Genomic DNA, 12090 nt, shown 5'->3' on the forward strand with positions numbered 1-12090 from the left:
TTCCTTTCTCAGGGGTGATTGAAAGTGGGCGGGGCGGCGGCGCGGCGCGCTTCGCCGTTGGCGGCGAAGCGCTCGCGGTAATCGGTGGGCGTGGCCTGCAGATAGCGCAGGAAGGCGCGGCGCATCACGTCGGCGCTGCGGAAGCCGCTGGACGCGGCGATCGCCCCGACCGTCGCACCGGAGCTCTCGAGCAGGTGGCGCGCGTGCGCGAGGCGCGCGCGCTCGACGTATTCGGCCGGCGGCGAGCCCGTTTCGCGCTTGAACACGCGGGCGAAATTACGCGGGCTCATGGCCGCGTGGCGCGCCAGCGCCTCCACCGACAGGTCGGCGTCGGGCTGGTCGATGATGAGGGCCTGGAGCCGGCGCATGGTCTCGTCGCGACCCGGGTTGGGTTGCCCGGTATCGACACCGAACTGCGACTGGCCGCCCGGCCGGCGCAGGAACATCACCAGCTCGCGCGCCACCCGCAGCGCCAGCGGCGCGCCGAAGTCCTCCTCGATCATCGCCAGCGCCAGGTCGATGCCGGCGGTCACGCCGGCCGAGGTCCAGACGTGGCCGTCGGCGATATAGATCGGCGCGCGCTCGACGCGGACGGCGGGGTAGCCGCGCGCCAGCCGGACGCACCAGTTCCAGTGCGTGACGGCGCGGCGGCCGTCGAGCAGGCCGGCCTCGGCCAGCAGCATGGCGCCCGTGCACACCGAGCCGACGCGGCGCGCGCGGCCGGCCTGTTCTTTCAGTACGCCGACCAACTGCGGCTGCGCGCAGGCCCGCACCACGGCGGCGCCGCCGGCGACCAGCAGCGTGTCGACGCCGCGCACGGCGCCAAAGTCGCTGACCGCCTCGATCGTCAGGCCGGAGGCGGAGCGGATCATGCCGGGCCTTTCCGCAGCGATCTCCACCGTGTAGCCGGGCACCGGCCCGCCGATCAGGGCCGAGGCCGTGGCGAACGCCTCGAGCGGCCCGGCCACGTCGAGCAGCTCGGCGCCGTCGAAGGCGAACATGACGATCTTGCGGGGGATGCCGGCGGCGCTGGCTGCGGGGTTCATGGGGCCGGGTTTTAGATTATTGGTGTCGGAATAACTATAGAGGAGATGGCCGCTGTGCGAAAGGACATCGTTCCGACGATTTCTGCCATCGGGGCCGGTCGTCCCCGCGTTCGCTGATGCGCTCTAAAGAGTTGGGGTGTCCGTGCTGCTTGTTTGCCATGGCTGACAAACTGCAGGCGATGCCCGCCTTCGCGGATGGTTATACAGAGTGACCAGGTGAATGCACGTTCAATATCGCGCAGTTAGCTAGCCTCCTTACTCATCTTCCACTTCGATGGTCATTTGGACGACGTGGCCAAGGAAGTCAGTCTGTTGTGTGAGATTGGGATAGCGCCAAGCTGGAAAGGCATCTTCGTAAGCATCGAAAGTAAAATCACTTTCGATTCCATCGTCGTAGGTTTTTCTCGCACCGAAATCAAACTGCCCGTGGTACTTGAGCATGAATGGTTTGGAGAGAGCTTCGAGGGCTCATTTGCTGACGACAGCAAAAGCCTGGACCGGTCCAAGCTGGAATTTTTCGGCAAGCCATTTTTGACCGAGTTACTGCGTCATTTTTCGATTAATCCGCGTAAGTAACGATTACATTTTAGCCCTCCGCCCAAAAAATGATTAGAAAATTGTGATGCAGGAAATGTATAGCGCGGATTTGTTGCATTTCTTCGGCTCGAAGAAAAAATCCTAACATTAGGATATTTCCCAAATAAAACATAAGTTTTTTGAGAGGGAATAATACAATTTTGAAGGGGGAAGTTCAGCGCTACTCCGGAACCTGCCACCGCCCGGCGGTCCCGATGCTTGGCCGGGGGGCGTCACGCCGGCGTGCGGCTGGACGTACCGCTACCGGTCTCGCAACGCCCGCCGATACTGCACCGCCTCGCCGACATGCCGCTCGCCAATGCGCTCGGCGTGGGCGAGGTCGGCGATGGTGCGCGCCACGCGCAGGATGCGGTGGTAGGCGCGGCCCGACCATTGGAACTGTTCCATCGCGTGTTTAAGGCGGGCCTTGCCGGGCTTGTCGGGCTTGCAGAACTGGTCGATCTCGCGCGTGGTCAGGTATTGGTTGCGCTTGCCCTGGCGTTGCAGCTGCAGCTCGGCGGCGGCCTGCACGCGGGCGCGGATGACGGCCGACGGTTCGCCGTCGGCGTCCTCGCTGAGCACGTCCGGTTCGACGGCCGCCACTTCCATCTGCATGTCGATGCGGTCGAGCAGCGGGCCGGACACGCGGCTTTGGTTGGGCATCACCTTAGTTAGGTGGACGCAAAGCTACTGAAAAATCAAGAATTTAACCAAGTTCGGCTTAACCAAGCCTCTTTCGGTCTGTTTAGAGTTAAGCCGACATTTATCATACGGATAGCGGAACCGTACGGGCTTGATGCATGTGATCTGCTAAGCACGATATGAGATTTTGCTTCGTCAGTGACTGAACCAAGTACTCATAGGATATTGTTGGCTCCAGGGGCGCCGATGGATCTGGCCCTTCAGCCATTGGATAGTCGCCGCTTGTCTTGATGTTAGTGATACAAAGCTGTCTGAATCAAAAAGCTGATCAAGTACTGTGTCCAGCTAACCTTGAAGGCGTTTAGTGTGGCTGGCCTATGCGCTGACGCGCTTCAAGTCCAGTTTTTCAAGGCCATATTCCAGCTTACTCTGGATCCGCACTCGTGCGTCGCGATCCCGGCTCATATCGGTGCTGCCGCTGTGGGCGCGCTGCAGAAAGTCCCGTACGGTGTGACGGAAAGCGTCCACCAGATGCTCCTGCACGTGATGGGTGATGGGAATTGTTCTGACGGGCTGTTCCATGGCGGCGTTCCTTTCTTGTCGAATAGGGGAGGGCGGGGCGTCCGCAGCGGCTTCGCTCAGCATGTACGGGCTTTGGCTAGTGCAGGGGCGGGGTGGCTGAACGTCTCGCCAGCTGCAAGCTGCCTGGCGGCGCGTGCATCGTCCAGCTCCTTGTTCGTGAGTGCTTGCGAGGTCCGCATGAACTCCTGCAGGGCGGCGGCCAGAGTCGGCTCGCGCTCCCGGACCGCGCCGATGAAATTCGGCAGCAGGTGTTCCGCGCGGTCGAGCCGGCGCAGCTGCGCCGGGCGGGTGGCCGCCCCGCCGGCGTCATGTTCGTTGGCGAGGTCGACGCCGCGCAGCAGCGCGTCCTTGATCTCTTCAACGTTCATAGGTGGCCTACAATTCATGGTAAGCCGCCAAGGCGGTTTTGGCAGCTTGGCAGTAAGCTTTGACGTCGTCGTCGCGCGATGCCGCCCCGATATGTTCAAGCACCGATATCAGGCTGTGCGGCCGCGTCCACACAGCAGCGCGCCGCGCATACCTCCAATCGAAATCCAAATCGCCCAGCAGCTCGACGCCCACCTCTCACACGGTGGCGCCGTCTGTCGACTTCTTGGCCCACGCTTCCACGCTTTGGCGGACAGCTTGCAATAACGGAACGAGGGCGGCTTCGCGGCGTGTTATTTGATCGGTGACGGCTGGCATTGTGGGGCTCTTGACGGTTGATGATGAGTCAATTCTACGCCCAGAACGGGGCGGTTTGTGAACGGCTGATTAGGGGACTAATCAGCCGTTCAAGGCAGAAAAGTGCTTCGACTTCGGTGAGGTTGAACGGTTTTGATCTTCCTGTTACGAGGTGGAGGTTACACCGATGACCTTGCTCAGTTCTAACATTTGCAGGCCATTCGTCCCCCGTTGTAAAAATATCAGCGGTGACAATTGGTTATATTTCAACATTTTTCGCAGTGTAAAATTATTTGATAGAAAATCATTTCTCAAGAGAAATTTCTGTAATTTAACGTATTCCAAAATTGAATTTTTCCACTTTTTTATCAACAAGCCGCAGGCATTAAAATGAAAAGGCATCGCTTTTTCAAATAGATCGTTAAGTGTATTGGACTTTTGATTGGAACTGCCGGTGCTCCGAAACGTACTGAGATTGCGAAACAAGTTTATGCGTTGAGCTTAAGTCTAAAGTCAAGTTACTAGTCATATGTGCGAACTAATCTTATTTCGAGTAAATTCTAACTACACATGGGGGAACAAATGAAGAGATCATTACTACTGGTGATTTTGAGTGGGTTTATTATGAGTCAAGCGCACGCAGCAGGGTTTAAATTTAATCCTATCCCACTGAGTGATTTTGAAATTGCTAAACAGCAAAAAGGAGCCGGTCGGCTGAAGATTAGCATTTCGATTGACGAGAGCGCAGTTGTTAACGAGTTAAGGGTTGGCGGCATCGTGGTATGTTCCGTAAAGGCGTGCTATCGTCCAAATACCATGTATAAGCAGAATTCTGCTAATTCCTCTATTGGCGTCGCTAAGTTAGTCGTGGATTCGTCGATCACCAATGATGAAATTACTAGTGTTTTTTTTGAAGAATTGAAGGGTGGAAATGTTTCCGGGTCGGTTGTATTGGAATCGCCGTTGAAAATTGAAGATGGATATTATGGCGGAGAAATTTTTGTAACTCTAGGCCGAAAAGATTTGGCGCGGCCAGAGAATTATGCTCCTTCTTATGCGGTTGGCAACCTTCTGCGCGAAAATGGAAACTCCATTTATTACAACCCGAAATTTCCGATGAAAATAAATCTCGATCTTGGGGTTGCGATTTCGATTCCGGAGAATGCAGTAAAACATCCTGCAATATTCAACGCGCAAATTACCGATACCGGAGAGCGCTTTCCGCTGGTCGATATTTATCCATACGTTTCACTTATAAAGCCAATTTCAGTTACCGTAAAACCCATTGAAAAGGGTAAAAATGTTTTACTGGAGAAAGCAAGGGTGCCACTTGAAGGTGATGCGAAAAAATCGATCTCATCAAAATCACAAGTGACAAAGGATATAAATAAACTTGGCTTGCTTAAAAGCGGATTTTTTGAAACCTCTCAAGCGGAAGTTAGTACTCTTTCCGATCCGATCTACACGCCGTGTTACACACTCTTGAATCAGCAGAATACAACTAATAACATCCAAGCCACTGCGTTAGCCAACCATGGAATTGCCTACTATACAGGTTGCACAAACATACCACCATATATCCATATTGTATATGTCGAAATCGGGCGCATGCAACCGCCCATTTATATACCTTATTTTGCTGAAACCTCTACCCCTTTTGACCAGCACGATTTGTCATTACGAAGAATAACTAGCTTGGCTCCGCAAGATTATTCTGTAGCAGTTAATGGTTTTGGTTGGGAAGGTGTGGAGGGTACAGCTAGCGGTCAGAACGGTTGGGCAAATGGGTACGTACGCAGCAATGGGGTCGATTTAGGGACAAATCGCAATGGTGGGGGTGTGGGAAATGGCACAAGCAACGGTAATAAATATATAATGTCGTTTAATTCAAATTATGCCAGCCAACCGATTACTTTTGTAGAGTCGTCACAGGTAAATTATTCCCCACCTGGTGCGGTAAACGTGATAAGTACTTCAACTTCTGTGGTAAAGCATGACGGCGCTACTTGCTCGGGGGATACCTTATCTAGTCGCTGGTCCGTTATAGGTGCCGGGTGGAGAGGTGGATTAGTTCTGATCTCCTCGACATCAGATGGTGTCACATCCGCTGCGGAATTGTGTACGGTAGTAAACCTGCTCTTAATGAACGGGAATGCCCTGAGACTTGATGGCGGACCCTCCGCTGCGATGACGATTAATGGCGTACATGTTAATCCACTTACCGGAGTATACAGTTTTAAATATGGAACTGCGCGGTACATTCCATACGCCATCCAAATTATGGCTGCGCAATGATATGAAAGCCCCCTCGCGGGGGTATTTACTTGACGGCTCGACGTCGAGCTGCAGGCCGCTCTGCCCAAGGCGGCTCGCCAGCGGCACATAAAACGACCGGCGCAAATAGCCGTTGAAGCGCTCGACCTTGCCCTTGGTCTGCGCCCGGTAGGGTTGGCACAGTTTGATGCGAAAGCCGCTGTGCTTGGTGAAGTCGAGAAAGCCAGCGTGGTAGCGGTGCTGGCCTTCGCCGTACACGTCGCGCTCGATCACCACCGTCTTCATGTTGTCGTACAGGACCTTGCGCGGCATGCCGCCGAATGCGGCGAAGGCACGCTCGTGGCAACCGATCAACGTGGCCACTTTCATGTCGCTAACGAACTCGACGTAGCTGGCGCGGCTGTAACCCATCGTGGCACAGAACGCGTGCTACGGCGCACGACCTTTTCGGAACTCGACCCAGTCCACTTGCAGCTGCTCGCCCATCGCCGTCTCGAAGCGCACCTCCGGCTCAACCGGCAGCGCCGGCCGCAGCGAACGCATGAACGCTCGCAACTGGCTCAAGCCGCCCTGGTACCCGCGTTCGACGATCTCACGGTGCAGCACACTGGCCGGTATCCAGTTCGGCTGGGCAGCTGTCTGCCGTTCGCGCAGATAGTGCTCGTATGGCGCCAGCTTGCTGACCCGCTTGATCTTGCGTTCGTATTTCGGCACAGCCTCCAGCGCTAGATGCCGCCGCACCGTGTTTACCGCGCAACCAACCTCGGCGGCGATCCGCCGCAGACTCAACCCATGCTTGCTCAATAACTGAATTTCCACATACACCTCGTTGGGTTTCAAGGCTGCTTCGCAAAGCAGCCATCTTCTCAAATCGGTGTATCAGTTTTCAATCGCTGAGGTGTATCAGTTTACAACCGCTGCTGACAACCCGCTCTTGCCCAAGAGACACCAGCGGGCCGGACGGTGACGGTGACACCGTGTTGAATTGGAGGAAAATGCAGTTGGCTGGCAAGGGATGGACCGAATGGCACCTTAGCCGCTGTTCCTGCAAAGCTCACTGTAGCTCGCTTCCTCCGGGTCAACAGCAACGTAACTCGCACTCATCCGCCTACAATAATTTAAAAAGCGCCGGGACATCAGGTGCGGAAGCTCCGACTGGAGCTCAAAGGTCTTGTCCAATCACCACCACATTCATCCCCTAGTCGCTGCGAAAGAATGGCGACACCGCTGCGGGCGGGGCTCTAGCTGTCGTCAGCACCTGATCGTTTTCGACCATGCCTCATCGGCTGGGCTTCCGACTCCCGCTCCAACTGGTACCAGCGCAGGCAACATTCAAACTGCCACTCCTCAAGGGGCTCCATGTATCGCAAGGCATAGGCAATGCTGGCAACCCAAAACAATGCCGCGAGTGTAAAGAGGACCAGCAGAAAATGACGCCAGTCTGCAGGGGAGCTTGGGCCGCCTACTATCTTGGCATTGAATGCGTACACAAGGATGCCCACGAATATGGCAACCATCATCGGGTGGCGTAGCAACCCGGTTAAGCCAGCAGGGCGAGTTGTGCGATTGAACTCCACAATCTTCAGCGTGGACGCCAGCACGACCATCGATGGTCGTATGCCCTGAGCGTGCATCCGTTCCTTAAAATAAGCATATCGAATGACGGGACGACGCAACCCGCGAGGTTGTTTGCAAAGGTTCTGGACGGCGCTATTGTCCGGCAGCTCTCCGCGCACGCCGCGTTGGATCTCGTTCTCTAGTAAAAACATCGCCAGCACTTCCAACGTGATGGCAAGCGCAAACAACCAGCCGTTGTCTAGCAAATAGGCGCCAATGAAGGCCATCAGAAAGATAGGACCAATCGCCCGCAATGTGTAGGTAATATAGGTAGCTTCGATAGGGAAAAAAGCCAACCTAAAAAAGGGTGCATCTTGCTGCGCGTGCTGGAACGCGTAACGAAGATCTGCGTAAGAAGAAATCGACGGGGCTGCTTGCTTTTGCATGGGGGAGTTAACCATCGGAGATTGGGGAGGAATGCCTAGAGGATTCACGGAAGTTTATTTGCCTGCTCTGTGATGTACATAGCCATTGCTTCTGCCGATGCCAAGTAATCAGCGACAGTGTCTTCGCTAAACTGGGCATTCATGACGTGGACAAGCTGATTTCGAATTTTGCGAAGTGCATCGAATGCTTCAGCCTGGCGTCTATCAAAAATCCCTGCCTTGACGAGCGTCTCTTTCAGCTTAAGTGGACTCGGATGCTTGGGCGCGCTGTCCGGTTGAAGTTTTGCGGCAAAATCAGCTGCGGCACTTTCTACCATCAACCACGCCTCAAGCATCGCTGCGCTTTGCGAGTAGTGGGAAACCGCAGTTGTGTGTTGACTTGATGTCGCACCAAACAAAAATCCTGGTCTGGCCGCAGCATCCCATGCTGACAGCGCTGCCTTCACTTCGGCAGCGGCGTCCTTGACCTCTCGCTCAAATGTCATCTCGAAGTCTTTATATTTAATCGACTTCAAAGAACGTGCAATCTCTGGTAGCTGCTCACGTACTAAAAATATTACCCAGATGGTGGTAGCCGGCCAGACCAAGGACTCGATGATCTTACTTACAAAAGTCAGAATATCCATGATTAGGCTTGCGACGATCGGCGACGTAGTGGTATCAATTTATCACACTCAGACTCTATGCACTGATCAGCCAAGTCAGAAATACGTTTTGTGCGGAGCAACTGTCATTTGCCGCCGCAATAACTTGCCGAACGTTTTCGTTAAGAGCCGCAGCGGATAGCCCTGGCTGCACAGCATATATTTCTAAACGGATGTCGATAGGAGCGTAACGTGCAAGTAGATTCAATGCAGTCGCTTGATCTCCAATGATGAATGTGGAGTGCCCACGACCGGGTTTTGGAGTAGTACGGCGTCGGATGTGCTTCACGAGTGAGTCTTTGATTTGGAATCTGGATGATTTGACGGATTGACCTGCTAATTCGTAGACGTCGTCGACACGTTCGCCAGATGGGGCCGCGCCACCTGCGCCTTTACAGTGATACAGACGGATCATTAACCTTCCATTGCTTTCCTTCGCCACGATGAAGTCTGCAGCCTCGCCAGATCGGTGGTCATAGATCAGGAAGCTATTGTCGACGTGCGCCTCGAGGTAGCTCTGTATGAAGCGCTGAACGGTTTGCCGCGCCGGATCGCGCTGGTCGAACTCTACTTCAATTTCGCAGTTCTCCCATGCCATTGCGCGCAGACTGGCAGGACTCACTTCAACACTTGCGATGCGTTTATAGATCGTTGAATTCTGGAAGAAATTCAATTCTTTGGTGAAGAATCGAGGTGGGTGCTCCTGTAGCCACTCTTCGAGCGAGAGCACTTCACCTTCAGCTTGAACGACTAGCGTTTCATACGCAGGGCGCGGACAACGGAACTGGGGTGCTTCCTCGATCTTAAAATGGACATTAATACCCGCAGCATGGTCGCCAATTTCAAACGAAAGAGTTTGGGCATCTACGGAGACGACGAAGTTTGAGAATCCGAGGTCCAAGATATTTGCCGAGTGCACAATTTCCCCGTTTCGCATGAAGCGTAGTGTGGCTGGCGCCATGTAAGTACTTGCATCCCAATCTGCCATACAGGTTGTGAAGGGTATGGCTTCCAGAGTTTCACCGCATATCAGTAGGTCGAGTCCTGATCGTCCTAGTGCGACCTGTGGCGATGTAATTCTTCGATGAAGGGAGCCCATCCAAGCTAACGTTGCTGGAATGGAACTCTTGCCCGGTGCCCACATTCGGCCGCGCGCACTCGCACCAACGATTTCAGTTCGGCCGTCGAGTTTTCCTCGTCCCATGAAATGACTTTGTGCGAAATTCGATGAATCACTTTGGCGAATTCCTCGGTCTGCGCTTGGGCCGGCCATGATGCGATACGACTCCGCCGTTGTAGTGGGCGAGATGCTTCGTACGCCGACGTTGTAAAATTCCTGTTCAGTCAGTCCATTGCGTACTCTCATGACCTTTTGGTACGGGAGTTCTTTAGCTTTTCCTTCAACAAAGTGCGCTAGGAGATCGTCATAGACGTATGTTGTCCTGTCAGTCGAGCAGATAAACAGCAGCCCTTCTTCCTCAAAGTGGCGGAGCAGAAAACACTCATGTCTTGCATCAGTTAGATGCTCATCCGCATACCAAGTGGGTGCCTTAATTTCGGAAGCCAAGATGAGTCCCGTCGAACCGTCGTTGCTGGCCCAAGCTGCGCGTACTACGAGGCCACTCAAATCTTGAGGAGGTGCTGAAAAGTCGGGTTTTCTTTCAACCTTGTAGGCAGCGACGTGTTGGCCAAGCCGAATTGCCCCCGCGCTGACGTTCTCGTAGTCGCCTGCAGGTAAAGCTGCTGCTGTAAATGCGTCTAAGACCGCTCTGTCTCTCAACGCGAGGTTTTGCTTTGCTTCGGCAACGTCCGCCAAGAGGACATCCCAATCAACGCCTGCTTTGTATAGGATCTCGCTCTCCACATTGACCTCGCGCGGAATTGCTATGAACGTCGCATCTCCCGTTCTTTGATCATTTGTGCGAGCGAAGCGCCCAATGAACTGGAGTGTTGGCACAAGGGAGTTGTGTGCAGCATGCAGTACAGCAATTTTAAAGCGCGGAAAATCGTAGCCTTCTCCGAGCATATCAACGCAAACAATTCCATCGATCTCGCCGTCGGCGAGTTCGCCTAGAATCAATTCGATCTGAGGCTTTGATTTCCTGCTCGATACCGCCTTCATTCGTAGTCCTGCTGCGACGTAGCGGGCAGCAAGATCTTCGGCTGCTTTGGTGCGATCTGTACGGGCAAAGATCCTGTGATCTAGACCGTTCGCGCGGTCACGTTCAAAAATCTCAACTGCTTTAGTGATTAGTGCCTTGTCGCGCGCTTCCGGCACAGAATCGGGATCCACCTCCACTGCTTCAAGGGCGACACGTCCGAACGCACGTTCCTCAACAGCTTTACGAAGGGAGTAAGAAAATGCCATCTTGCCTGGCAATGGACGCCTATCGCGGCGAAACGCGGTCGCTGAAAAAAGTAAATGCCGCGCATCAGGAAATGCGTCAATCATTGCGCTCCAGGTGACTGCCGGGGAATGGTGCCCCTCGTCCATGATGACTACGTCAAATAGATCAGGGGGCGGTGATTGAATACCTTCAATGTGCGGGCTTGCTGATTGCGGGGTGCAAACCACAACCTCGAATCTTCGTAGGCCTTCCCAGTCTTCTATGCTGGTGAGCTTCGCCTCCACTGCAGCAACGCTTGGGCTTGGTAGGTCATCGACGTGAGGCAGGCACCCAAGCTTTCGCAATGCCTCCATTTCTGAGAAAGCTCGTAGTGCCTGTGATCGCAATGCAGCGGTTGGGGTGATTACTAATACGCGGCGGGCTTTAAGAACAAACCCTGCGGCAGTCATGAGAGCAGTCTTGCCGTAACCAGTGGGCAAGCTAATGATTGCAGGCTCGCGTCTTTCTATAAAGTGCGCGCCAATCGCGAAGAGCGCCCCCACTTGGCCGCGACGTAGCCCTTGGTTTGGGACATCACTTGAACCTTCCAGTATCTTTAACACCGATGAATGCTCTGCGAAATAGGCCATACCGCTCTAGCTAAAAAATTATGTAAGAGCAATATATCGTTATTTTGGGTTATTATGCAATCAATATCGGCGTTATTTTGTCATGACGATATTGCTTCCATTTTGCTAGTAAGTGCACACAAGAAAACTCACGATGAGAATTTTTCGAAAAATCAAGTCCTGCACGTACAGATGCATCCCGTTTCTGTATTTCGTTATTTTGTTCGCCTTGACCGGATACATGTTTTACGATTATTCCTGGCGAGATTCTTCGGGCATAGTTCGAGCAGGAAAATCTGACCACTGCGGCGACTATGAACCCGTGCAAGGACAGCTTCATTTAGGCACGAAGGATTATCTGACGCTTTTGATTAAAGACAAGGAAAACGGACAGTTCATAATGTCGGGTGAGCTGACGTTAAAGGCGGAGACCTATGAGAAACTTGTTCTTGCAAAGGATCGCGTCTTTCTAAGTCTGGATGGGCTACGTTCGCCTAGCACCGTGCCCTCCATTCCGTATTCCCTCGATCTAGACATGGCAGATGTGACTCGAGGTGTACTAAATCAAGCCATCCTTAAAATCAAGGATCGAACGATATACACAGGAGGTCTGTAGTGGTCTAATTTGCCCGGACACCTCGATAGGTGGACAATCCACCATCCGAGGAGATTTGCATGACAAGGCAACGCCGTAGTTTCGATCC

The 12090-nt window shown here is 53.7% G+C and carries 10 protein-coding genes and 1 pseudogene; 3 read left to right on the top strand and 8 right to left on the bottom strand.

Translation table 11 applies throughout. The features are described from left to right. Positions 1-8: 8 nt before the first annotated feature. On the bottom strand, positions 9-1046 hold the full coding sequence (locus JOD97_RS32150) for a GlxA family transcriptional regulator (protein ID WP_209726888.1): 1038 nt from the start codon (positions 1044-1046) through the stop codon (positions 9-11). Positions 1047-1337: 291 nt separating this feature from the next. Here JOD97_RS32150 and JOD97_RS32155 point away from each other — a divergent pair, with 291 nt between their 5' ends. Beyond that, a complete protein-coding gene (locus JOD97_RS32155; RefSeq protein ID WP_209726889.1) occupies positions 1338-1622 on the top strand; it encodes a hypothetical protein in 285 nt (94 codons plus the stop codon). Between the two features lie 261 nt (positions 1623-1883). On the opposite strand, the gene JOD97_RS32160 is transcribed toward JOD97_RS32155, so the two are convergent. From JOD97_RS32160 to JOD97_RS32170, 3 genes are all read right to left on the bottom strand, one after another. Beyond that, entirely contained in the window at positions 1884-2285 is a 402-nt protein-coding gene (locus JOD97_RS32160) for an ATP-binding protein (protein ID WP_209726890.1), read from the bottom strand. A 354-nt stretch (positions 2286-2639) separates the two neighbouring features. Then, positions 2640-2846: a hypothetical protein gene (locus JOD97_RS32165; RefSeq protein WP_209726891.1), complete on the bottom strand. Its 207-nt coding sequence runs from the start codon at positions 2844-2846 to the stop codon at positions 2640-2642. Positions 2847-2902: 56 nt separating this feature from the next. Further along, positions 2903-3214 (bottom strand): hypothetical protein, encoded by a 312-nt coding sequence (locus JOD97_RS32170; RefSeq protein WP_209726892.1) that lies wholly within the window; start codon positions 3212-3214, stop codon positions 2903-2905. 877 nt (positions 3215-4091) lie between these two features. Between JOD97_RS32170 and JOD97_RS32175 the strand changes: the two genes are divergently transcribed. After that, the gene (locus JOD97_RS32175; protein WP_209726893.1) at positions 4092-5804 is read left to right on the top strand and encodes a hypothetical protein; all 1713 of its coding nucleotides are present in this window, start codon (positions 4092-4094) and stop codon (positions 5802-5804) included. Between the two features lie 41 nt (positions 5805-5845). On the opposite strand, the pseudogene istA reads toward JOD97_RS32175, so the two are convergent. From istA to JOD97_RS32195, 4 genes and pseudogenes are all read right to left on the bottom strand, one after another. Next, positions 5846-6623, bottom strand: a pseudogene (istA, locus tag JOD97_RS32180) (IS21 family transposase); the annotation flags it as partial. A gap of 401 nt (positions 6624-7024) precedes the next feature. Further along, positions 7025-7786, bottom strand: coding sequence for a hypothetical protein (locus JOD97_RS32185; RefSeq protein ID WP_209726894.1), 762 nt, complete (start codon positions 7784-7786; stop codon positions 7025-7027). A gap of 44 nt (positions 7787-7830) precedes the next feature. Further along, positions 7831-8412 carry a hypothetical protein gene (locus tag JOD97_RS32190; protein ID WP_209726895.1) on the bottom strand — a complete coding sequence of 194 codons (582 nt, stop codon included), beginning with the start codon at positions 8410-8412 and terminating at the stop codon, positions 7831-7833. Positions 8413-8467: 55 nt separating this feature from the next. Further along, positions 8468-11407, bottom strand: a complete 2940-nt coding sequence (locus tag JOD97_RS32195) for a DEAD/DEAH box helicase (protein ID WP_209726896.1) — start codon at positions 11405-11407, stop codon at positions 8468-8470. A gap of 220 nt (positions 11408-11627) precedes the next feature. Between JOD97_RS32195 and JOD97_RS32200 the strand changes: the two genes are divergently transcribed. After that, positions 11628-12002, top strand: a complete 375-nt coding sequence (locus tag JOD97_RS32200) for a hypothetical protein (protein WP_209726897.1) — start codon at positions 11628-11630, stop codon at positions 12000-12002. Positions 12003-12090: the final 88 nt, after the last annotated feature.

The sequence above is a fragment of the Duganella sp. 1411 genome, assembly GCF_017833525.1.
GTDB lineage: Bacteria > Pseudomonadota > Gammaproteobacteria > Burkholderiales > Burkholderiaceae_D > Rugamonas.

What these genes read in the sequence shown, in the direction of transcription:
- JOD97_RS32150 (WP_209726888.1), bottom strand. Translation starts at nt 1,046, where the DNA reads ATGAACCCCGCAGCCAGCGCCGCCGGCATCCCCCGCAAGATCGTCATG.
- JOD97_RS32160 (WP_209726890.1), bottom strand. Translation starts at nt 2,285, where the DNA reads ATGCCCAACCAAAGCCGCGTGTCCGGCCCGCTGCTCGACCGCATCGAC.
- JOD97_RS32165 (WP_209726891.1), bottom strand. Translation starts at nt 2,846, where the DNA reads ATGGAACAGCCCGTCAGAACAATTCCCATCACCCATCACGTGCAGGAG.
- JOD97_RS32170 (WP_209726892.1), bottom strand. Translation starts at nt 3,214, where the DNA reads ATGAACGTTGAAGAGATCAAGGACGCGCTGCTGCGCGGCGTCGACCTC.
- JOD97_RS32175 (WP_209726893.1), top strand. Translation starts at nt 4,092, where the DNA reads ATGAAGAGATCATTACTACTGGTGATTTTGAGTGGGTTTATTATGAGT.
- JOD97_RS32185 (WP_209726894.1), bottom strand. Translation starts at nt 7,786, where the DNA reads ATGCAAAAGCAAGCAGCCCCGTCGATTTCTTCTTACGCAGATCTTCGT.
- JOD97_RS32190 (WP_209726895.1), bottom strand. Translation starts at nt 8,412, where the DNA reads ATGGATATTCTGACTTTTGTAAGTAAGATCATCGAGTCCTTGGTCTGG.
- JOD97_RS32195 (WP_209726896.1), bottom strand. Translation starts at nt 11,407, where the DNA reads ATGGCCTATTTCGCAGAGCATTCATCGGTGTTAAAGATACTGGAAGGT.
- JOD97_RS32200 (WP_209726897.1), top strand. Translation starts at nt 11,628, where the DNA reads ATGTTTTACGATTATTCCTGGCGAGATTCTTCGGGCATAGTTCGAGCA.